Origin of the sequence: Agarivorans sp. QJM3NY_25, from assembly GCF_050870875.2 — a bacterium.
Taxonomy (GTDB): domain Bacteria; phylum Pseudomonadota; class Gammaproteobacteria; order Enterobacterales; family Celerinatantimonadaceae; genus Agarivorans.
Map to the genome: position 1 here is coordinate 1,609,329 of NZ_CP194041.2, position 22,813 is coordinate 1,632,141.

Sequence of the window (22,813 nt, forward strand, 5' to 3'; positions counted from 1 at the left end):
TTAAATCACCAGCTTTTGTGCATCTGCGGGTTCACTCCGATTTTTCTATGCTTGACGGCCTGAAAAAAGTGAAACCGATTGTTGCGAAAGCGGCAGAAATGGATATGCCAGCGATTGCGTTGACCGATCAGACAAACTTTTGTGGTTTAGTGAAGTTTTATGGCGAAGCGCATAACCAAGGTATTAAGCCAATAATCGGTTGTGATTTTTTTGTTAGATCCGATGACTTTGCTGATGATTTATTTCGCTTGGTATTACTCGCTAAAGATAACCAAGGCTATCAAAATATCACGATGCTGATTTCTCGAGCATATTTGCGCGGTCAGTTTCAAGGGAAGCCAGTGATTGATAAAGCCTGGCTTGTCGAATATGCCCCTGGTGTTATTGTTCTTTCTGGTGGGCGTCAAGGGGATGTGGGTAAAGCTTTGCTAAAGGGGAATCAGCCGCTGGTAGAAAGTTGTATCAACTTCTACCAACAAGTATTCCCTGATAATTTCTTTCTTGAATTGATCCGAACGGGTCGCTCAGACGAAGAAAATTATTTACATATGGCGGTTGAACTAGCCAGTCAACGTCAGTTGCCAGTTGTCGCAACCAATGAAGTGGTTTTTTTAGAAGAAGAGCAATTCCAACCTCATGAAGTGAGGGTTGCTATCCATGATGGCTTTGCCATCGATGATAGCCGTCGACCTAAAAAATATAGCTCTCAGCAATACTTGCGTAGTGAACAAGATATGTTGGCATTGTTTGCTGATATTCCCGAGGCGCTGCAAAATTCGGTAGAAATCGCTAAACGTTGTAACGTGACAATACGTTTAGGGGAGTATTTCTTACCTGATTTCCCGACTGGCGGTCTTCCCATCGATGAATATTTTTGTCAGGTGTCGCGGGATGGTTTGGAAGAGCGGCTTGAGTTTTTATTTCCTGATCCCGAAGTACGTAAACAGCGTCGCCCCGAGTATGACGAACGTTTACAGATTGAACTTGACGTAATTAATCAAATGGGATTTCCCGGTTACTTTCTTATCGTAATGGAGTTTATCCAATGGAGTAAGGATAACAATATTCCGGTGGGGCCGGGGCGGGGTTCTGGTGCCGGTTCTTTGGTGGCTTATGCACAAAAAATCACTGATTTAGATCCCTTAGAATATGATCTATTATTCGAACGTTTTTTGAATCCCGAACGGGTTTCAATGCCTGATTTCGATGTTGATTTCTGTATGGACCGACGCGACGAGGTGATCGACCACGTTGCTGAATTATACGGTCGTGATGCGGTATCACAGATTATCACTTTCGGTACCATGGCTGCTAAGGCGGTGGTTCGCGATGTAGGGAGGGTGCTTGGCCACCCTTATGGTTTTGTGGATCGAATTTCTAAACTTATTCCACCTGATCCAGGAATGACCTTGGCCAAAGCGTTCGAAGCGGAACCTCGGCTACCAGAGCTGTATGATAGTGACGAAGAAGTTCGTGAACTTATCGACATGGCTAGGGTTCTTGAAGGCGTCACGCGAAACGCTGGTAAACACGCCGGGGGGGTGGTGATCTCACCCACCACAATTACCGACTTCGCTCCGCTTTATTGTGATGCGGAAGGTAAGAATCCCGTAACCCAATTTGATAAGAACGATGTTGAATATGCTGGTTTAGTTAAGTTTGACTTTCTGGGCTTAAGAACTTTAACCATTATCCAGTGGGCTCTGGATATGTTGAATCCAGTGTTGCAGGCAAAGGGTGAACCGCCCATTGATATTGCAGCGATTTCCACCACCGATCCGAAGTCGTTTAAGGTCTTGCAAGCCTGCCAAACCACCGCTGTGTTCCAGCTGGAATCTCGCGGGATGAAAGATTTGATCAAGCGGCTCAAACCCGATTGCTTCGAAGATATGATTGCACTGGTGGCTTTATTTCGTCCGGGACCGCTGCAGTCGGGCATGGTGGACAACTTCATCGAGCGGAAACATGGCCGCGAAGTGGTGTCTTATCCCGATGAAACTTGGCAGCACGAAAGCTTGAAGCCGATCCTCGAACCGACCTATGGCATCATCTTATATCAAGAACAAGTGATGCAGATTGCTCAGGTTCTGGCTGGTTATACGCTTGGCGGCGCAGATATGTTGCGTCGTGCGATGGGTAAGAAAAAACCCGAGGAAATGGCAAAGCAGCGCGCGGTATTTGAAGATGGCGCTATCAAAAATAATGTCGACGGCGAGTTGGCCATGAAGATTTTTGATTTGGTAGAAAAATTTGCTGGTTATGGCTTCAATAAGTCTCACTCGGCAGCTTATGCTTTAGTTTCCTACCAAACGCTATGGATGAAGACCCATTATCCAGCTTATTTCATGGCTGCGGTGATGTCGGCGGATATGGATAATACCGACAAAATTGTTACCTTAGTGGACGAGTGTAGCAATATGGGCTTGCAGTTAGTGCCGCCCGATGTAAATACTGGCTTATTTAAGTTTTCGGTAAATGAGCAAGAACAAATTGTTTACGGGATCGGTGCGATTAAAGGGGTTGGGGAAGGTCCAATTGAGGCTATTTTGGCCGCTCGGCAAGACCGACCATTTATTGATTTGTTCGATTTCTGCAGCCGACTGGACCTGAAAAAAATTAATCGTCGAGTCATTGAAAAGCTCATTATGGCTGGAGCCTTGGATAAACTTGGCCCACACCGCGCTGCGCTGATGGCGACCTTACCCTCGGCAATGAAGGCCGCTGCCCAGCAAGCCCAAGACACGGCTCGAGGTCAAGAAGATTTGTTTGGGGTGTTGACGGTTGAAGATGATGTTCGGCCTAGCTTTGTGGAACAGCCCAAGTGGAGCGAAAAAGTTTGGTTGGAGGGAGAAAAAGAAACCCTTGGTTTGTATCTTACTGGCCATCCGGTGAATCGTTATATTAAAGAGTTTCGACATTATACCTCTGGCCGCTTAGTGGATATTCGTCCAACGTCTCGAGATACCACTTCTACGGTGGCTGGTTTGGTATTATCCACGCGAGTGATGATGACCAAGCGGGGCTCGAAGATGGGACTGATTCAGCTGGATGATAAAAGTGCCCGCTTAGATATTATGTTCTTTAGCGAAGCTTTTGAAACCTATCAAGAATTACTCGAGAAAGATCGCATGTTGGTGATTCAGGGACAGGTCAGCGTTGATGATTTCTCCGGAGGCATTAAAATGACAGCTAGAGAAGTCATGGATCTGTCGACGGCTCGTGAGCGTTGGATGAAGAACTTACATTTAAGCTTGTCTTGTGAGCAGCTTAGTGAAGTTTTTTGGCAACGTTTTTACACAATTTTAGAGCCTTATCGCGCGGGGACTTGTCCGGTCACGATAAGTTATGAGGGCGATCGCGCCAGCGGCATGTTAAGCTTAGGCACCGACTGGCGGATTACGCCGAGTGAAGATTTAATAGAGGCGTTGACCCAACTATTGGGACAACAGCAAGTCACCCTAGAATTTAATTAAGAATAAGATTATATGAATCCCAATTTTCTAGAGTTTGAGCAGCCGATTGCCGAGCTGCAAGCACAAATCGAAGAGTTACGTATTGTGAATGAAGATTCTGTAGATGTTGATCTACAAGATGAAATTTCTCGTTTACAGGAAAAACAAAACGATTTAACAAAAAAAATATTTTCAGATTTAGGTGCTTGGCAAGTTGCGCAGTTAGCGCGTCATCCCAATCGTCCTTATATGCTTGATTATATTGAGCATATATTCACTGATTTTGATGAATTGGCCGGTGATCGCGCTTATGCCAACGACGAAGCTATTATTGGCGGGATGGCGCGTTTGGATGGCCAACCAGTGATGGTGATTGGTCAGCAAAAAGGTCGCGAAACCAAAGAGAAAATTCGACGAAATTTTGGTATGCCAAAGCCTGAAGGCTATCGTAAAGCCCTTCGTTTAATGGAAATGGCTGAGCGCTTTAAAATGCCCATTATCACTTTTATTGATACTCCAGGGGCTTACCCTGGTGTAGGAGCAGAAGAGCGTGGGCAAAGTGAAGCGATTGCCAAAAACTTATTGGTGATGTCTGGCCTTAAGGTCCCCACGATTTGTACCGTGATTGGTGAAGGCGGTTCCGGTGGTGCTTTAGCGATTGGCGTCGGTGATCGAGTCAATATGTTGCAATACAGTACTTATTCGGTTATTTCTCCAGAAGGCTGCGCGTCTATTTTATGGAAGAGTGCCGATAAGGCTCCGGTTGCTGCCGATGCAATGGGCATTACTTCAGAACGACTTAAAGAGCTGGATCTAATTGATGACATCGTTGTGGAACCATTGGGCGGAGCACATCGTGATGTGGCAATGATGGCGCATAACCTGAAAATCAAGCTATTGAGTGATTTGGAAACGTTAACGGCTTTAGACGTTGAAACCTTGCTTGAGCAACGCTACCAGCGTTTGATGTCCTACGGTTACTGTTAACTGTTTATTGGCATTGAGCCTTAAAGGCTTCAATGCCCGTTTTTCTAGGATTAGCAGTGTCACTTTTTCGCAACTTTGAGCGGTCTTTTACTAAACTGGATATTCCATTTACCAAGGTAGTGGTCGCTTATAGTGGTGGATTAGACTCTAGTGTATTGCTTAAACTTAGCCAGCAACTTTTCACTAAACACCCTCATATAGCACTTGTTGCGGTTCATGTGAATCACGGTTTACAACAACAGGCGAAGCAATGGCAGCGACATTGCCAAGAACAAGCTGAACTGTTCGGTGTGCCTTTTGTCGCGGAGTCTGTCGAGCTTCAAATAAAACCCCGAGAAAGTATTGAAGCTGCTGCGCGAACTGCTCGTTATGCGGCATTAGCAAAACATGTTGATAGTGAGAGCTTGTTATTAACCGCACATCATGCGGATGATCAGTTTGAAACTTTGATGCTTGCCTTAAAAAGGGGGGGGGGCTTAAGCGGTTTAGCGGCAATGCCAGATTGTCGCCGTTTTGCCCAAGGACACCTATTTCGGCCTCTATTGGTTTCAACTCGCGCTGATTTACAGTGTTATGCTCAACAATCAGACTTATCTTGGATTGAAGATCCGAGCAATCAATCGATGCAATTTGACCGTAATTTTTTACGCCATCAAGTCTTACCCGAGCTCACTCAGCGTTGGCCTCAACTACTCCAGACAGTGCGGCGAAGTGTTACCCATCTACAAGAATCTAAACACCTAATTGACGAACTTGCCGCAAGTGATATGCGAAATTGTGCGCTTGCAGACTCGATAGATTGTGCTCAATTATTACTTTTATCTGAGGCGCGTTGTAAGAACGTGTTGCGATTTTGGCTGAATGCCCAGAGCTGGTCTTATCCGAGTCAGGCTCAGCTGCAACAAGTAGTCGCGCAATGTCAGGCTAAAGCTGATGCTAAGGTGACGATCTCGTTGCCTCAGGGTCAGATCCGCCGATTTAAAGGTCGGCTTTATTTAGTCGATAAAGCTAGTCTATTTGAACAGTCAGAAGTAGATGTCTGGGATATGAAGGCGCAACCCTGTTTGGCGTTACAAAATGGAAGTCGTTTAAGTTGGCACAAAGGTGGCCGTTTATTACCGCCTGGTTCAGCACAACGAGTCTCTATTCGTTTTCGTGATGAGTTAAGCATCGATAGTTTTAATTCTGTAGAGCGTCATGGGAATCGAAGTATTAAAAAATTATTGCAAGAAGCGCATTTAAAACCTTGGTTGCGTAATCGCATCCCTTTTGTATTTTATGATGAGCACTTGGTCGCAATTGCCGATCTCTACACGAGTAAAGCATTTCTAGCTGAGCGTTCTGAAGGGATAAGGCTAAAGTGGCAGGCGAGTCATTAAGCTACAGTATTTCTCTCTGCTTGATAGATGTTAGTTCCATGGGCATTTCTGAGCGAAGCGAAGGGCCCAAGCATTTCTTTTAAATATCACTTGTCATTCATTTCGGCCCAAGACTGTTTTAGTGATAAATAATCGCAATGATGAGGCTTCAAGCGCTAGCTGCCTTGCTAAATCCGATCCCCTAAGCTATTAATTTTTTTGTGTGTCAGACTTATCTGCATAGAGCTGAGTATCGGCCTGTTGGATTAATTGCTTACTATCTAATCCTGGTGTCCAAGAACTCACACCGATACTGGCCGAAACATTATATTGGGCTAATAAAGGAGTATTTTGTAGCTCTTGATTCAAACGATTGATCACCATTCGCGCCGACTGTTCGGTCGCGGGTCTGAGTAGCATGGCAAATTCATCGCCGCCGATCCGAAAAGCTAGGTCACCGCTACGGATGACAGATTGTAACACCTGCGCAAAGCTGATGAGTACTTGGTCTCCCACTGGATGTCCAAGTGTATCGTTAATTTCTTTGAACTTATTTAGGTCTAGTAGCATTAATACGAGACCTGCATCTTGTTGCTGGTTTTGCCTCGTTTGCTGTTTAATTGAGGTATTCAATGATTCGTCGAAATGGGCTCGATTACCAATACCTGTTAAATAGTCATTTCTGACTCGCTCTTGTAAGCGATTAATTTGTAAGGCATGTTTTAATGGCAATTGAAGCAACTGGACTAGTTGGCGGAGTTTTGATATCTCGCCTTGTTGAAAGGGAGTGTCACGAGTAAAGGTCGCAATGGCTAAGCTATTTTGTTTATGGTTTAGGCTAAAGCTACGATAATAGCGTTGTCCTTCAAACAGGCTCACTTGCTGTTGGATATCGTCACTCACTAGACGCAAAGCAGAAAAATTCACAAAGCGAGTTGCCATAGCGGCAAAGTTTTGCAGTAGCTCCTCTAGCTGCAAGCTTTCTTGTAGGGACTCTATAATACTCAGTTTTTGTATAGGATTTAGCTTCGCGTCATTAGGAAAATGCGATACTTTTCCGTGACTTACTACTTCATTTTGCGCTAATTGTAGAGAATCCATAGTGACTTTACTCATCGTTAAATCTTTAAATCGGCGTCAATAACGCTGCTCTATTAGATATAAAGCAAATCTTGGGCCAATTAATCCTGAATAAAAGTCAAAATCTTGTCAATCTGTGCTGATGCGTCTTTATAGCCGTGGTTGAGTAAGCAAGTGGTGTAGGTTTGTTCAAACATCAAAAAGCTGGTAATTGAAGAGGGTTTAGCTTGTTTAATCCCAAGAGTGGCTAGCATTAGCTTGACGCTTAAAGGGAGGTGCTGATAATAGTTGTGGGCGAGTTGGTCAAAATCAATGCTTGGTTTAATGCTGAGGCTTGTAATCGGTCGTAAGTTTAATTGCTGTTGTTGTTGTTCGCTGAGAAGTTCGATGGTGCGATTAATTCGTTCGAGCCGCTCTAGATCTGAGTTTAAGGTGTCGGAAAAGATTGAATCCAACAAATGACCTGCAATTGCAGCGCTATTCGGCGCTAGGGGAGTCAGCATTGATGATGAGCGACGTTGTTGCTCTAAGTGGATGGTGACTATTTTATCTGCGCCTAAGTGGATGGCTGGGCTGAGGGGGCAAAGCTGATGAATCGAACCATCGCCGTAGTAATCTTGTCCTACTTTTGCTGCAGGGAAGATTAAGGGAATAGCGGCAGATGCTAGCAAGTGGGTTGTGTGGATTTGGGTCTTATGACCTAATCTTCGTGCTCGCTGCCAGTTTTGTTGAGCCTCTTCAGCTTGAAAGAATGATAGTGAGTTACCGTCTTGATAATTTGAAGCGGTAACCGCTAAGGCATGTAAATGTTTACTTGCGATATTTTGGTCTATTCGCTTGTAGTTGAGATAGTTATTGAGTAATTGTTGTAAGGGTTCGTTGTTTAACAGTGAAAATCCATGTTGACGGCCATAATCGGCATGTAAGCTTTTACAAAGCAGAGACGACAATTGTTTGGCAATCGTGAGGCCGTCAGTTTTGAATACTTGTTTACAATGAAAGTTTCGCCAAATATATTCGAGTTTTTTAACGCCAAGTCGAAAGCAAGATGCATAAACCGCTAGTGCGGTTGCATTAATCGCACCCGCTGAAGTACCACAAATAATTTGAAAAGGACTGGCGTGATTACGAGGATATTGTTCGGCAATAGCCTTGAGTACCCCGACTTGATAGGCAGCTCTAGCCCCTCCTCCTGTGAGTACTAAAGCGACTTTTTTATTGGTGTGGTTATTAGCTTTTGGGTCCATAATTATATGTTAGCACAGCCATTTATAAACGTTTGTTTGGAGCATCAGGACAAACGACAATAAAAAAGCTGGCTATAGCCAGCTTCTAAAGTTTGCAGGTTGCGGATTAAAATTGTTCAAAAACTTGCTCAATGGTTACTTCAACCTTTTCACCACTGCGTCGGTTTTTGTATTCAATTACACCTTTATCCAAACTACGATCACCAATTACAATTACATGTGGAATTCCAATTAACTCAATGTCGGCAAACATCACGCCTGGGCGTTCTTTGCGATCATCAAATAATACTTCGATTCCGCGCTGTTTGGCTTCTTCATAAAGCTTGTTGGCGACTTCTTGAACCCGATGAGATTTATGCATGTTCATGGGAACGATCGCAAGGGTAAACGGCGCGATGGCTTCCGGCCAAGTAATGCCGTATTTATCATTGTTTTGCTCGATTGCTGCGGCAACGATACGCGATATGCCAATGCCGTAACAGCCCATGGTAAGGACTTGATTTTTTCCTTGCTCGTTGAGAACAGCAGCATTCATCGATTTGGCATAAGCTTCGCCTAGTTGGAAAATATGGCCAACTTCAATCCCTCGTTTAATCGAAAGTGTACCAGAACCGCAAGGGCTGGGGTCACCTTCAATGACATTGCGTAAATCAGCAACCTCTCCAAGGGCGACATCGCGATCCCAGTTAATACCAAAGAAGTGCTTATCATCGATGTTTGCTCCCGCGCCAAAGTCACTGCAGTGTGCGGCACTTCTATCGACAATTACTGGGATTGCTAAATTGACTGGACCGAGGGAGCCTGGACCTGCACCAATGACTGCTCGAATCTCTTCTTCACTGGCAAACTCTAAAGGCGCTGCAACTAGCTCAAGTTTTTCGGCTTTAATTTCGTTAAGCTCGTGATCGCCTCGAAGAATTAGCGCGATAAGTTGGTGCTCTGATGTTTCACTTGCTTTAACAATCAGGGTCTTCACTGTTTGTTCAATTTTAAGCTCAAATTGCTCTACTAATTCAGCGATGGTTTTTGCATTAGGGGTCGCAACTTCGCGCATCTCTTGACTTGGCATCGCACGCTCACCTTTAGGAGGAAGCGCTTCGGCTTTTTCAATATTGGCGGCGTAATCACTGCCATCAGAGAACACAATTGCATCCTCGCCTGACTCTGCAAGTACGTGAAATTCGTGTGAATGACTACCACCAATGCTACCCGTATCGGCTAATACGGGGCGATACTCTAAGCCTAGGCGTTCAAAAATACGACAATAGCTTGCATGCATCTCATCATAAGTCTCTTGTAAGGACTCTTCAGACAAATGGAAAGAGTAGGCATCTTTCATCAAGAATTCACGCGAGCGCATCACACCAAAACGAGGACGGACTTCATCACGGAATTTGGTTTGAATTTGATAAAGATTTAGCGGCAGTTGCTTGTAGCTATTAATCTCTTTTCGGACTAGTTCTGTGACCACTTCTTCGTGGGTTGGGCCTAATACAAAATCGCGTGAATGGCGGTCTTTAAAACGTAATAACTCGGGACCAAATTTGTCCCAGCGACCAGTTTCATGCCATAAATCACTGGGTTGAACAACTGGCATACGGATCTCAACAGAACCACTGGCGTTCATTTCTTCACGAACAATTTGTTCAACTTTAGAAAGCACTCGCAAGCCATTAGGGAGCCAAGTGTAAAGACCTGAGGCCAGCTTTCTAACCATGCCTGCACGTAGCATCAATTGATGAGATACAATCTCAGCATCACTTGGCGTTTCTTTCTGGGTAGCCAGAAGATATTTGCTAGAACGCATATCTGTCCTTTCATTTTATTAGTAGTAAATTGCGGCGATTGTAGCAGGCTAACTATTGTCTGTCAGGCCTTGTCACGTCGGTCACCGATGATTTTTGCAGGGTTTCCGGCAACAATCGCCCATTTGGGAATATCTTTGGTGATCACCGAGCCCATACCAATGACCGCATGGTCTGCAATCGTGACACCATCAATGATACAACAATTAGCACCAACCCAAACATCTTGGCCGATACGAATGCCTTTCGAGGTATTGTTTTGTTGCCAAACAGGGGTGTCAGGATGCATGCCATGATTAAAGGCGTATATTTTAACACCATTGGCGATTCGGCTGTGGTTGCCAATGGTTACGCCCTTCTTCCCGCCATCAATTGAGCAGCCATGATTAATGGCAACATCTTCTCCGATTTGAATAGGCCCATGCAAAAAGCATTGAGCGGCCACGAAAGTGCGTGCGCCAAGTTCAATGTTTCGACCCGGTTCTGCAAATAGTTGGGCGTCGGGGGCGATGAAGCAATGTTCTCCAAAAGCAACGGTTTCCAGAGCACTTAGTTGTTGTTGTAGTTGCTGTTGCCAAGGTGTTGCCCACTCTAGGTGTTTCGCTTTGAGTTTAAAATATAACCAGGGCATCCATGCCAAACGTTGCTTATGTTGGCTCTGATAGTCGGGTGGCTTAACAGGCATGCTGCACCGACAGAATAAGTAACTGCTGCGCTTCTGAAGGTAAACCGAATACCTGCCAGCGAAGGTTAAATTGGTAGAGTCTCACGCCATAAACTTTGTCATCCAGTTTAAGGCGTTTATAAGCGGGTCGCGGATCTTGCGCTAAGACTTGCTCGATGACTAAAGATTGTTCGGTGTTTATATTAAGCTGCAGCGCTTGTTGTTTCGCGGCGTCTGTCCAGCCAACAGATAATTCTGATCTGGGTTGGTTTTGTGCATAGCCTGCTTTTGCGTCGATAACACTGTCACTATAGGGAAGGTAGGGTTTAACATCATATATTGGGGTGCCGTGAACCAAATCCCCACCTTTAAAATGTAACACTGGGGCGCTTGTATTGCGTTCTACATGGCTGAGTTCCATCAGTGAAAGTCCAAGATGATTCGGTCTAAAACTTGAGCGAGAAGCCAATACGCCGACTTTTTTATTACCGCCTAAACGTGGGGGACGAACTTTGGCTTTCCAACCAGCTGAGATGTTTTGATGGAAAGCAAACATTAACCAAAAGTGACTAAACTGCTCAATTTCATCGAGCATGTCGAGATCATTGAAAGGTGCTGTAAATATCAGTTGAGTCGAGGTTGCAGTGACTAAACCGGGTTGCCGAGGGACTGAAAATTTCTCAGCGTAGGGTGACTGAATATAGCCTAAAGGCTCAATGGTCAGGCTCATAAATTCTAAATCTTGTAAGCTTTTCCGAAACAACTCAGCATCGCTAGGCATGCTGGAGGCTCATTAATGGGATAGCACTGCTGAATGACGACAGCATTTGCGCCTAGTGCGGCCGCTTGTTCACGTAAATCATTACGCGCATCGACCATTTGAGGTGGCGCTTGATTGACTTTTTCTTGGCAACTCACACCTTCTATAATACCTAAGTATTCTGAATTTAAAGGGTCAATATGTTCTTCGGCGTAGATAGTAACATTGGCCGCGGGCAGATAGTTATCGAAATTTTGTTTGTCGATATTGCTGTTGAAAGAGTAATTACCGCTACAAGCTGTAGCCGTTATGGCCAGTGCGGCAAGAAATAATTGGCGCATAATCTTCCTAATAGTTATTTAACTTGAACTGAGTCATCGCTTGAGAGATTAGAGATGTACTTATTGATAATTTGAGGTTTATTATACCATCACTTTGTTGCACTTGCTGATGCTAATTATTTGTGATGAATAACTTGAAGGGTCTGGCGTTTACCGAGGAAGGGGAATGTATAAACCTAATCTGCGTTTTCCGATTAAATCGAGCATAGCGTGGCGCAATAGTTTGCTACTGCTGACCATACTTGTCAGTTTAGCGGGCTGTCTCTGGTTTAGCCAAAGCCAAAATTGGCAACTTTCACCTAGATGGGTCATTTTAGTTGACCTTGGTATTCTTCTATCATCGTTTTTCATTAGTTTATTATGTCGCTATTACTATCGCCGCAGCGATAGCTACTTCATGCTGGTATTTAGTCTCGGTTTCTTTACCTTGAGCGCTATAGAACTTTGTTTTTTTCTGGTTCGTTACCAACTGTTCTTTTCGTTTTCTGTTGTTAGCCATAGTCATTTAGTGATTTGGGCGGGGTTGATTTCCCGAGGGTGTTTAGCTTTTATTTTATTGACCTCGGGGATGTTAGTGCATCGGCTCTATCGGTTAGCGAACGGCGGTAAAATGAGTCCTTCAGTATTGATTATCGCTAGTGTTAGTTTTGCTTTACTTAGTATTGCCTTTCTATATGTCGTCTCTTTGCCTTTTATGCAAAGTTCATTAAGTTATTTGCAGTTACCCGCAGAGTTTGCAGTGAGCTGTACTTTTGTTTTGCTGATAGTGTCTTATGGTGTACGGCTACGCTGGTTAAGTGAGCCGCTTGAATATGGTATCTTGATCTTCACCTGTATTCAGTTCGTTTTGTATTTCTGGGCTGCACCATCGCAACTTGCAGCTGATAACTTTATGCAACTTGTTATCGCTTTGAGTAAACTTTTTAGTTACTTGGTCGTGATTGCTGCCGTTTTTTTACAGGCTAAATCTGCTACACCGCTGAATGGCGGGACTCGGACTTTGCGCCGAGAATCTCGCTTGATCCGATTATTTGAACGTTCTCGGAACCGACAATATCCTTGGTTTGTACGGGTTAAAAATTCGCTTAGTAGTTATGTCTCTTTGCTGAGTGCTTGTTTAGTGGTGATGGGCGTGGCTAGCACCTCACTTATATTTTATTTTGCCTTTGTGTCAAGTTTAGAAAATGAACGAAAACAGCAGCTAAGTTTACATAGTTCTATTCAAGTGGAGCACTTGGATCGTCGTATCAAACTCGCTTATGACGAAATAAGTTTATTTTCAAGGCGAGATGTTTTAATTGGTTTTTTCCAGCAACAATTTATTGAAGGGAATTTTATAAATATAGAGCCCTTATTTTGGAAACCTTGGTTACGTAGCAACGTTAATAAGTTATTTTCGAGGGTGCCAGCTTTGCGAGCGGTGCATTTAGTTGTTGTGGCACAAGGTCAACAATTTGATTACCTATCGGTGGCTAAAGGAAAGACACCTGACTCACCTAAATCCTTGCTATTGCTTGCCGCACAGCAGCCTAGCGTGGTGCATGCTCAAGCTATCCGCGAAAATAATGATGATGTCTGGTCTTTGGCTAAGGCTGTGACGAAGGGCGATGGAAAAGTTGCTGCTATCTGGGTGTTTCAATATCAACAAAGTAGTGTGTTTAGTTTGGTATTACAAGAGCCTCCAAGCTATTTAGCCGATCATGGTTTGAGTGATTCAAATGGTGATGATTTGTTAGTTTTCGACGTTAACGGAGAGCGATTATGGCGTAAAGAACAAGTTATTGCTGTGAATGATGAATTTCAAGCTGCAGAGTATCAAAGGGTTAAGCAGCTACTGGCTTCTCCGGTGAAAAATGTCGCGGAACAAGTTATCAAATATGGTTCGTACCTTCTGAGCATCCAGCGATTAGCGTATATGCCTAACAATTCGCAAGAATATTTAGATTTGGTGCTGGTGGCTGATTACCAACGCACAATCGCTGGGTCAAAATTGGCAGCCAAGCAGGCTTTGATCGTGGCCTTAATCGTTATGGGTTTTATGGTGTTATTTGGCTGGTTTTTTGCGCATACCATTGTGTCGCCGTTGCGTTATATCACGCATGCGATGTTGTTGTATGGTAAACGGAATCTTCGAGTCGTTTTACCAGAGCAATCTAATGATGAAGTTGGGGTGCTTGCGAGTACTATTAGTCAAATGATGGCAGGGATTGATAAACGAGCAGAACGGTTAAATAGCCAGTTGCAATCTTCTTGGAAAAATCAACAGCAACTCAAACTTACACAACAAAAAGCTAAAGTCTCTACGCGAGTCAAAAGTGATTTTTTGGCGATGATGAGCCATGAAGTTCGCACACCTATGGACTGTATCGTCAATATGACTGAGTCATTGAGTTCATCGCCACTCAGTTCAGAACAGATGGAATATGTCAATACGATACGTTTGTCGAGTCAAGCCTTATTAGCCGTGGTAAATGATATTTTTGATTATTCAAAAGTTGAAATGGAGACTATGGCGCTGCGTTTAAATACCTTTAATCTGAAGTTAACCTTATCAGATGTTGTTAAGATGTTTTCCTTGCAAGCAAAGGAGAAACACATTCAACTGCGTTTAGATTATCCTGCTTCATTGCCTAGCTCATTTTTAGGCGATCAAGGGAAGATCCAGCAAATTTTCATTAATTTAGTCAGTAATGCCCTGCGGCATACTGAAGTTGGACATATTACGCTTAGTGTTCAACTTACCGAGCAGCCTACGTTAGGAGAAATGGTTGAAATCTCGGTGAGTGATAGTGGCGTCGGCATTTCTGAGGAAGCACAAGAAGATATGTTTCGCTCTTTTGCCAAGAGCGAAAATCTAAATCATCATTGTTTTGCAGACATAGGTTTAGGCTTGATGATATGCCAGAGACTTACGAGCCTAATGAATGGCGATGTAAAAATTCACTCACGTCTTGGCTTAGGAACTGAAGTTTCGATTCATTTACCGCTCTCTAGTGTTGATAGCTATGATCAGCATTCTGTGAAGCGAACGATTGTATTGGAACGTCTATATGGGCAAGTTTTACTGATTGAAAGTGACATTGTTAAGCAGCGTATTGTTAGTCATGTTTTGAATAGTTTTGGGCTTAAAGTGATTCTCGCGAATAACGGTCATGAAGCGATCGAAATGTTTAAAGGTTGGGGGACACAATTATCCTTGATCCTTATTAATTGCCAGATAGCGGATAAATCTGCCTTTCATGCAAGCTCGGTGATTCGAAACTTAGAGAGTAATACCCAACGGATCCCAATAATTGGATTGACCACTGGTCTAAATGATGAAATGAAACAAGTTAGTATTGAATCAGGGATTGATGAAATGCTACTGCAGCCCTGTGAACGAGAAGTACTATATGGCTGTCTATCTCAATGGCTTGGTACGAATGCCTCCGCGGGTAGGGTTATTCAGTCGAAAACCTAGCTAACGATTGTGTGATGTAAGCCGTTTATTGATCTTAGTCTAGCCAATTAAATAAATAATTATCTGAACAATTGAAATAACCCATTCGCCTTTTAGTGTTGTAGAATCGGTAGTCTAGTTATTAACATAAAGTGTATTTAATGAAACAAGCTGCAGTTTTCCTCGACCGAGATGGTGTTATCAATCATGACCATGGCTATGTATCTAAGGTTGACGATTTTGAGTTTATTGAGGGTGCAATTGAGGCGATGCAACAGCTCAAAAAAGCTGGGTGGTTATTGGTGGTGGTGACTAATCAAGCAGGTATTGCGCGAGGCTATTTCTCTGAGCAACAGTTTTTAAGCTTAACAGAATGGATGGATTGGTCCCTTGCTGATAGAGGCGTTGATTTGGATGGGATCTATTTTTGTCCTCATCATAAAGATTATGGTAGTGAGGATTACCGAATTGATTGTAATTGTCGCAAGCCAAAGCCGGGAATGTTACTTGAGGCTGCTAAAGAGTTAGATATTGATTTGACTAATTCCTGGCTGGTTGGCGATAAAGGCTCTGATTTGTTAGCCGCTAAAAATGCCGGAGTAAGCAACCGTATATTGGTGAAAGGACAATATTCGCTGAAAGCTGAAGAACTTCAGTTAGCGAGCAGCCAAGTATCATCATTGAAAGAAGCGGTGAGTATCATTCTGCAAGATGAACGCTAACAAGCATTAGGGTTACCGTGAACGTTCCTCGTGATAATACTTAATTTGCTTGTTTTATCGACATTTTTTAGCCGGATACGCTTGCATTGTTCGATATCTGAGCAGTTAAACAAAAAACTGTGATTTTCTTCAAAAAAGGCTTGCACCGTAAGCGCGGATCCCTATAATGCGACTCCACTGACACGGCGGGCAGCACGCAATAGCGCAGCAGCAAGCGGTCAGGGTTGGTAAGGCCTGAGGCTTTATCAGCGGCGGTTAAACGCTTCAAACTTTCCTTAGAAAAGTTCTTCGGAAAAGATTGAAGAAAGCGGTTGACAGTCACCGAGGATGGCGTAGAATGCGCACCTCGCTTCGCAAGAAGCAACGCTCTTTAACAATTTATCAAGCAATCTGTGTGAGCACTCACAGAGCACTAAGCGAAAAAAATTAGCTTAAGTGGACTGGAGTGACACACTGTTTTAACAGTAATAATTTCAGTATTTACTTTGAGCGAAAGAACTTTGATTGAAGAGTTTGATCATGGCTCAGATTGAACGCTGGCGGCAGGCTTAACACATGCAAGTCGAGCGGTAACATTTCTAGCTTGCTAGAAGATGACGAGCGGCGGACGGGTGAGTAATGCTTGGGAATATGCCTTTACGTGGGGGACAACAGTTGGAAACGACTGCTAATACCGCATAATGTCTTCGGACCAAAGGAGGGGACTCTTCGGAGCCTTTCGCGTAGAGATTAGCCCAAGTGGGATTAGCTAGTTGGTGGGGTAATGGCTCACCAAGGCGACGATCCCTAGCTGGTTTGAGAGGATGATCAGCCACACTGGGACTGAGACACGGCCCAGACTCCTACGGGAGGCAGCAGTGGGGAATATTGCACAATGGGCGAAAGCCTGATGCAGCCATGCCGCGTGTGTGAAGAAGGCCTTCGGGTTGTAAAGCACTTTCAGTTGTGAGGAAGGCAATATGCTTAATACGTATATTGTTTGACGTTAGCGACAGAAGAAGGACCGGCTAACTCCGTGCCAGCAGCCGCGGTAATACGGAGGGTCCGAGCGTTAATCGGAATTACTGGGCGTAAAGCGTACGCAGGCGGCTTTTTAAGCCAGATGTGAAATCCCCGGGCTCAACCTGGGAATGGCATTTGGAACTGGGAAGCTAGAGTTTTGTAGAGGGTGGTAGAATTTCAGGTGTAGCGGTGAAATGCGTAGAGATCTGAAGGAATACCAGTGGCGAAGGCGGCCACCTGGACAAAAACTGACGCTCATGTACGAAAGCGTGGGGAGCAAACAGGATTAGATACCCTGGTAGTCCACGCCGTAAACGATGTCTACTAGTTGTCTGTGGGTTTAACCCGTGGGTAACGCAGCTAACGCATTAAGTAGACCGCCTGGGGAGTACGGCCGCAAGGTTAAAACTCAAATGAATTGACGGGGGCCCGCACAAGCGGTGGAGCATGTGGTTTAATTCGATGCAACGCGAAGAACCTTACCTGCCCTTGACATACTAAGAACTTTCCAGAGATGGATAGGTGCCTTCGGGAGCTTAGATACAGGTGCTGCATGGCTGTCGTCAGCTCGTGTCGTGAGATGTTGGGTTAAGTCCCGCAACGAGCGCAACCCTTATCCTTATTTGCCAGCACGTGATGGTGGGAACTCTAGGGAGACTGCCGGTGATAAACCGGAGGAAGGTGGGGACGACGTCAAGTCATCATGGCCCTTACGGGCAGGGCTACACACGTGCTACAATGGCATGTACAGAGGGATGCGAACTCGCGAGAGCAAGCGGACCCCAGAAAGCATGTCGTAGTCCGGATCGGAGTCTGCAACTCGACTCCGTGAAGTCGGAATCGCTAGTAATCGTGGATCAGAATGCCACGGTGAATACGTTCCCGGGCCTTGTACACACCGCCCGTCACACCATGGGAGTGGGCTGCAAAAGAAGTGGGTAGTTTAACCTTCGGGAGGACGCTCACCACTTTGTGGTTCATGACTGGGGTGAAGTCGTAACAAGGTAGCCCTAGGGGAACCTGGGGCTGGATCACCTCCTTATTATGAACGTTTATGTTTTGTGACGTGTTCACACAGATTGCTTGATAGAAGATAAAGAGAGAAGTTCTAGTGTGGTTTAGAACCAACGAGAACAGCTAACGCAGTGTCCCGTTCGTCTAGAGGCCTAGGACACCGCCCTTTCACGGCGGTAACACGAGTTCAAATCTCGTACGGGATACCATTTCTCTCTTGGTTTAAGAAAATAAAGCTAAGCATTATGTTGATACAGTGCTTAGCTTTGGTTTCTAAGAAGCCGAATGCTCTTTAACAATTTGGAAAAGCTGATAAAAAATATCTCAAAAATACGAGTTAAATAACAAGTGTTTTTGGTATTCAAAAAAATAAGGTGATCGTACTCGAGTGGCAGGATTTATACAGCCTGACCATTCAAGTGATTTAAGCGACAACATTTAGGTGTTGTATGGTTAAGTGACTAAGCGTATACGGTGGATGCCTTGGCAGTCAGAGGCGATGAAGGACGTGTTAATCTGCGATAAGCCATGTTGAGTCGATAAAAGACGTAATAGACATGGATTTCCGAATGGGGAAACCCACTGCATTTTATGCAGTATCGTAACGTGAATACATAGCGTTACGAGGCGAACCCGGGGAACTGAAACATCTAAGTACCCGGAGGAAAAGAAATCAACCGAGATTCTGGTAGTAGCGGCGAGCGAACCCGGATTAGCCCTTAAGCTTCTTATAATTTAGTGGAACAAGCTGGAAAGTTTGGCCGTAGCGGGTGATAGCCCCGTACACGAAAGGTGATTTGAAGTGAAAACGAGTAGGACGGCACACGTGATATGTTGTCTGAATATGGGGGGACCATCCTCCAAGGCTAAATACTCCTGACTGACCGATAGTGAACCAGTACCGTGAGGGAAAGGCGAAAAGAACCCCTGTGAGGGGAGTGAAATAGAACCTGAAACCGTATACGTACAAGCAGTGGGAGCCTCTTTGAGGGGTGACTGCGTACCTTTTGTATAATGGGTCAACGACTTAATTTCAGTAGCAAGGTTAAGCGAATAGCGGAGCCGTAGGGAAACCGAGTGTTAACTGCGCGCATAGTTGCTGGGATTAGACCCGAAACCCGGTGATCTAGCCATGGGCAGGTTGAAGATTGGGTAACACCAATTGGAGGACCGAACCGACTAATGTTGAAAAATTAGCGGATGACTTGTGGCTGGGGGTGAAAGGCCAATCAAACCGGGAGATAGCTGGTTCTCCTCGAAAGCTATTTAGGTAGCGCCTCGGACGAATACTAGTGGGGGTAGAGCACTGTTAAGGCTAGGGGGTCATCCCGACTTACCAACCCTTTGCAAACTCCGAATACCACTAAGTACTATCCGGGAGACACACGGCGGGTGCTAACGTCCGTCGTGAAAAGGGAAACAACCCAGACCGTCAGCTAAGGTCCCAAAGTCATAGCTAAGTGGGAAACGATGTGGGAAGGCTTAGACAGCCAGGATGTTGGCTTAGAAGCAGCCATCATTTAAAGAAAGCGTAATAGCTCACTGGTCGAGTCGGCCTGCGCGGAAGATGTAACGGGGCTAAGCTATGCACCGAAGCTACGGGTACTTGCTTTGCAAGTGCGGTAGAGGAGCGTTCTGTAAGCCGTTGAAGGTGAATCGTAAGGTTTGCTGGAGGTATCAGAAGTGCGAATGTTGACATGAGTAACGATAAAGGGGGTGAAAAGCCCCCTCGCCGAAAGACCAAGGTTTCCTGTTCAATGTTAATCAGAGCAGGGTGAGTCGGCCCCTAAGGCGAGACTGAAAAGTGTAGTCGATGGGAAACAGGTTAATATTCCTGTACTTCGTATAATTGCGATGGGAGGACGGAGAAGGCTAGGCCAGCGCGGCGATTGGTTGTCCGCGTTTAAGGTTGTAGGCTGGACACTTAGGAAAATCCGGGTGTCTAAGGCTGAGGATTGATGACGAGTCACTAAGGTGATGAAGTGGTTGATGCCCTGCTTCCAGGAAAAGTCTCTAAGCTTCAGATTATACGAAACCGTACCCCAAACCGACACAGGTGGTTGGGTAGAGAATACCAAGGCGCTTGAGAGAACTCGGGTGAAGGAACTAGGCAAAATGGTACCGTAACTTCGGGAGAAGGTACGCTGCTGTTGGTGATGGGACTTGCTCCCTAAGCTGACGGCAGTCGCAGATACCAGTTGGCTGCAACTGTTTATTAAAAACACAGCACTGTGCTAAATCGAAAGATGACGTATACGGTGTGACGCCTGCCCGGTGCCGGAAGGTTAATTGATGTGGTTAGCGCAAGCGAAGCTATTGATCGAAGCCCCGGTAAACGGCGGCCGTAACTATAACGGTCCTAAGGTAGCGAAATTCCTTGTCGGGTAAGTTCCGACCTGCACGAATGGCGTAATGATGGCCAAGCTGTCTCCACCCGAGACTCAGTGAAATTGAAATTGCCGTGAAGATGCGGTGTACCCGCGGCTAGACGGAAAGACCCCGTGAACCTTTACTACAGCTTGACACTGAACATTGACCCTACATGTGTAGGATAGGTGGGAGGCTTTGAAGCGTTGTCGCTAGATGATGTGGAGCCGACCTTGAAATACCACCCTTGTAGTGTTGATGTTCTAACGTTGTCCCGTTATCCGGGATGCGGACAGTGTCTGGTGGGTAGTTTGACTGGGGCGGTCTCCTCCCAAAGAGTAACGGAGGAGCACGAAGGTTGGCTAAGTACGGTCGGACATCGTACGGTTAGTGCAATGGCATAAGCCAGCTTAACTGCGAGACAGACACGTCGAGCAGGTACGAAAGTAGGTCATAGTGATCCGGTGGTTCTGTATGGAAGGGCCATCGCTCAACGGATAAAAGGTACTCCGGGGATAACAGGCTGATACCGCCCAAGAGTTCATATCGACGGCGGTGTTTGGCACCTCGATGTCGGCTCATCACATCCTGGGGCTGAAGTCGGTCCCAAGGGTATGGCTGTTCGCCATTTAAAGTGGTACGCGAGCTGGGTTTAGAACGTCGTGAGACAGTTCGGTCCCTATCTGCCGTGGGCGTTTGAGAATTGAAGGGAGCTGCTCCTAGTACGAGAGGACCGGAGTGGACGAACCGCTGGTGTTTGGGTTGTTATGCCAATAGCATTGCCCAGTAGCTACGTTCGGAACTGATAACCGCTGAAAGCATCTAAGCGGGAAGCAGGCCTTGAGATTAATTCTCACTAGGACTTTAAGTCCTCTGAAGGGCCGTTGGAGACTACAACGTTGATAGGCAAGGTGTGTAAGTGCTGTGAGGCATTGAGCTAACTTGTACTAATTACCCGTGAGGCTTAACCATACAACACCTAAAGGGTGTTGCTTATAGATACTTTATTTTAGAACCAAGAGTGCTTGTTAGGCTCGTGGGATATGTCAGTTTTTTCGAATGTTAAAGACAACAAGTTTTTGCCTGGTGGCAATAGCGTTGTGGAACCACCTGAACCCATGCCGAACTCAGAAGTGAAACGCAACTGCGCCGATGATAGTGTGGGGTCTCCCCATGTGAAAGTAGGTCACTGCCAGGCGCCTATACTAAGCCCTCGTCTGACGACGAGGGCTTTTTTATGGTTCTTTGCAGATTAGCGGGAACTGAAAACAAAAACGGTAGTTAGTGGTAAGGTTACATCGCCAAACACAACCTTTCACAAACTACCGTTTTCATGCCGAATAATACTTTTCTATCGTCATTCTGGGAAGGCTTTCAGATCGTAAAGTCTTATAAAAATGACTCATTAATCTCTATCACCTTAATTCCTAATACCGCTGCATACTGTTCTTGTGGTCAAGTTTCTGACTCTATTCATGACACTCAGTGGCGAACGCTTAAGGATGCGATGATGCTAGGTACACCCGTTGAGTTACTCGTTCAGACTCGGCGCATCAAGTGTTCTAATTGTGGTATCAAGACTGAGTCTATTTCTTGGGTTAAGCCATATTCTCGCCTCACTAATCGGCTGATTGATTACATTGATAATCTATTACCATTGCTACCCATCAAACACATTTCAGAGCTTACTGGAGTGCACTGGCACACCATCAAAGAAATAGATAAGCAACGTCTCAAGCGTGTCGTACCTGAGGTTCCTTGGGGGCGTTTGCGTCAACTGGTCATGGATGAGTTTGCCATATTCAAGGGCCATCGTTACGCCACTGTTATCGCAGATGCACAAACACATCAAGTACTTTGGATTGGTCTAGGTAGAAGTCGCAAAGACATACGTCCCTTCTTTGAGATGCTTGGAGAACATGCTCAAAATATCGAAGTTGTGGCAATGGATATGAACACCGCTTTTGACCTTGAGGTTCAAGCTCATTGTCCAAATGCTCGTATTGTCTATGACCTCTTTCATGTCGTTGCTAAGTTTGGTCGAGAGGTTATGGATAGAGTTCGTGTAGATCAAGCCAACCAACTAAAAGATGACAAAAGTGCACGGCGTTGGGTCAAGCGCTCACGCTGGGTACTACTGAAAAATAGAGAGAATTTAAATACCAAGCAACAAAGCTATCTGGATGAAATACTCGCGGTTAACCGTGACTTAATGGTGACCCATTTACTTGGTGCTCAGCTCAAGGAACTCTGGCACTGCGACTCGGAAAAACAAGCCAAAGACCTTTGGGGAATATGGTGGCAACAAGTCCATGAAAGCGGAGTAAAGCCACTCATAAACTTTGCTAGAAAGCTGAAACCGTACCTTCATGGGATAGTGTCTTCGGCTTTATATCACTTAAATACATGCACCCTGGAAGGGATTAATAATAAGATCAAGCTAATCAAAAGAATGGGCTATGGGTATCGAGATACGGATTACTTCTTTATGAAGATAAAAGCGGCCTTCCCCGGAAAGCCGCGATGAACCTTTTTTTATGTCTGGGATTTAGCAAGGGCAGCCAAGATGAACTGG

General features: G+C 45.1%; 12 protein-coding genes, 1 tRNA gene and 3 rRNA genes. 10 read left to right on the forward strand and 6 right to left on the reverse strand.

The genetic code is table 11. The features are described 5' to 3' along the window. Window positions 1-47: 47 nt before the first annotated feature. From dnaE to tilS, 3 genes are read left to right on the forward strand one after another with little or no spacing between them, the layout of a single operon-like run. Window positions 48-3,473: a DNA polymerase III subunit alpha gene (gene dnaE, locus ACRRSW_RS07425; protein ID WP_432461102.1), complete on the forward strand. Its 3,426-nt coding sequence runs from the start codon at window positions 48-50 to the stop codon at window positions 3,471-3,473. Window positions 3,474-3,485: 12 nt separating this feature from the next. After that, window positions 3,486-4,439 carry an acetyl-CoA carboxylase carboxyl transferase subunit alpha gene (accA, locus tag ACRRSW_RS07430; protein WP_432453837.1) on the forward strand — a complete coding sequence of 318 codons (954 nt, stop codon included), beginning with the start codon at window positions 3,486-3,488 and terminating at the stop codon, window positions 4,437-4,439. Between the two features lie 56 nt (window positions 4,440-4,495). Then, entirely contained in the window at window positions 4,496-5,818 is a 1,323-nt protein-coding gene (gene tilS / locus ACRRSW_RS07435; RefSeq protein WP_432459009.1) for a tRNA lysidine(34) synthetase TilS, read from the forward strand. A gap of 189 nt (window positions 5,819-6,007) precedes the next feature. Here the strand turns inward: tilS and ACRRSW_RS07440 are convergent, their stop codons facing one another. The 6 genes from ACRRSW_RS07440 to rcsF form a co-directional block, all read right to left on the reverse strand. Beyond that, the gene (locus ACRRSW_RS07440) at window positions 6,008-6,913 is read right to left on the reverse strand and encodes a GGDEF domain-containing protein (RefSeq protein ID WP_432459010.1); all 906 of its coding nucleotides are present in this window, start codon (window positions 6,911-6,913) and stop codon (window positions 6,008-6,010) included. A 65-nt stretch (window positions 6,914-6,978) separates the two neighbouring features. After that, a complete protein-coding gene (locus ACRRSW_RS07445) occupies window positions 6,979-8,124 on the reverse strand; it encodes a patatin-like phospholipase family protein (RefSeq protein ID WP_432459011.1) in 1,146 nt (381 codons plus the stop codon). A 106-nt stretch (window positions 8,125-8,230) separates the two neighbouring features. Further along, the gene (locus tag ACRRSW_RS07450; RefSeq protein ID WP_432453833.1) at window positions 8,231-9,931 is read right to left on the reverse strand and encodes a proline--tRNA ligase; all 1,701 of its coding nucleotides are present in this window, start codon (window positions 9,929-9,931) and stop codon (window positions 8,231-8,233) included. A 62-nt stretch (window positions 9,932-9,993) separates the two neighbouring features. Next, the gene (locus tag ACRRSW_RS07455; protein ID WP_432453832.1) at window positions 9,994-10,614 is read right to left on the reverse strand and encodes an acyltransferase; all 621 of its coding nucleotides are present in this window, start codon (window positions 10,612-10,614) and stop codon (window positions 9,994-9,996) included. Continuing rightward, a complete protein-coding gene (gene tsaA / locus ACRRSW_RS07460) occupies window positions 10,604-11,374 on the reverse strand; it encodes a tRNA (N6-threonylcarbamoyladenosine(37)-N6)-methyltransferase TrmO (protein WP_432459012.1) in 771 nt (256 codons plus the stop codon). The genes ACRRSW_RS07455 and tsaA overlap by 11 nt, the downstream gene beginning before the upstream one ends. After that, window positions 11,329-11,694: an Rcs stress response system protein RcsF gene (gene rcsF, locus ACRRSW_RS07465; protein WP_432453830.1), complete on the reverse strand. Its 366-nt coding sequence runs from the start codon at window positions 11,692-11,694 to the stop codon at window positions 11,329-11,331. Before rcsF ends, tsaA begins: the two co-directional genes overlap by 46 nt. 166 nt (window positions 11,695-11,860) lie before the next feature. On the opposite strand from rcsF, the gene ACRRSW_RS07470 reads away from it, so the two are divergent. The 7 genes from ACRRSW_RS07470 (at window position 11,861) to ACRRSW_RS07500 (ending at window position 22,765) form a co-directional block, all read left to right on the forward strand. Beyond that, entirely contained in the window at window positions 11,861-15,154 is a 3,294-nt protein-coding gene (locus ACRRSW_RS07470; protein ID WP_432459013.1) for an ATP-binding protein, read from the forward strand. A gap of 140 nt (window positions 15,155-15,294) precedes the next feature. Continuing rightward, complete coding sequence (gene gmhB / locus ACRRSW_RS07475; RefSeq protein ID WP_432459014.1) at window positions 15,295-15,855, forward strand: D-glycero-beta-D-manno-heptose 1,7-bisphosphate 7-phosphatase; 561 nt, start codon at window positions 15,295-15,297, stop codon at window positions 15,853-15,855. Between the two features lie 501 nt (window positions 15,856-16,356). Beyond that, a 16S ribosomal RNA gene (locus tag ACRRSW_RS07480) occupies window positions 16,357-17,899 on the forward strand. Between the two features lie 105 nt (window positions 17,900-18,004). After that, window positions 18,005-18,080: transfer RNA gene (locus ACRRSW_RS07485), tRNA-Glu, on the forward strand. Between the two features lie 242 nt (window positions 18,081-18,322). Beyond that, a 23S ribosomal RNA gene (locus ACRRSW_RS07490) occupies window positions 18,323-21,210 on the forward strand. 110 nt (window positions 21,211-21,320) lie between these two features. Continuing rightward, window positions 21,321-21,436, forward strand: a 5S ribosomal RNA gene (gene rrf / locus ACRRSW_RS07495). Together the 16S, 23S and 5S rRNA genes with 1 tRNA gene alongside form the textbook arrangement of a ribosomal RNA operon. A 135-nt stretch (window positions 21,437-21,571) precedes the next feature. Then, on the forward strand, window positions 21,572-22,765 hold the full coding sequence (locus ACRRSW_RS07500) for an ISL3 family transposase (RefSeq protein ID WP_432459015.1): 1,194 nt from the start codon (window positions 21,572-21,574) through the stop codon (window positions 22,763-22,765). Window positions 22,766-22,813: the final 48 nt, after the last annotated feature.

Excerpts from the sequence above, each read along its gene's own strand:
- dnaE (WP_432461102.1), top strand. The coding sequence starts at position 48 with ATGCTTGACGGCCTGAAAAAAGTGAAACCGATTGTTGCGAAAGCGGCA.
- accA (WP_432453837.1), top strand. The coding sequence starts at position 3,486 with ATGAATCCCAATTTTCTAGAGTTTGAGCAGCCGATTGCCGAGCTGCAA.
- ACRRSW_RS07440 (WP_432459010.1), bottom strand. The coding sequence starts at position 6,913 with ATGAGTAAAGTCACTATGGATTCTCTACAATTAGCGCAAAATGAAGTA.
- ACRRSW_RS07445 (WP_432459011.1), bottom strand. The coding sequence starts at position 8,124 with ATGGACCCAAAAGCTAATAACCACACCAATAAAAAAGTCGCTTTAGTA.
- ACRRSW_RS07450 (WP_432453833.1), bottom strand. The coding sequence starts at position 9,931 with ATGCGTTCTAGCAAATATCTTCTGGCTACCCAGAAAGAAACGCCAAGT.
- ACRRSW_RS07455 (WP_432453832.1), bottom strand. The coding sequence starts at position 10,614 with ATGCCTGTTAAGCCACCCGACTATCAGAGCCAACATAAGCAACGTTTG.
- tsaA (WP_432459012.1), bottom strand. The coding sequence starts at position 11,374 with ATGCCTAGCGATGCTGAGTTGTTTCGGAAAAGCTTACAAGATTTAGAA.
- rcsF (WP_432453830.1), bottom strand. The coding sequence starts at position 11,694 with ATGCGCCAATTATTTCTTGCCGCACTGGCCATAACGGCTACAGCTTGT.
- ACRRSW_RS07470 (WP_432459013.1), top strand. The coding sequence starts at position 11,861 with ATGTATAAACCTAATCTGCGTTTTCCGATTAAATCGAGCATAGCGTGG.
- gmhB (WP_432459014.1), top strand. The coding sequence starts at position 15,295 with ATGAAACAAGCTGCAGTTTTCCTCGACCGAGATGGTGTTATCAATCAT.
- ACRRSW_RS07500 (WP_432459015.1), top strand. The coding sequence starts at position 21,572 with ATGCCGAATAATACTTTTCTATCGTCATTCTGGGAAGGCTTTCAGATC.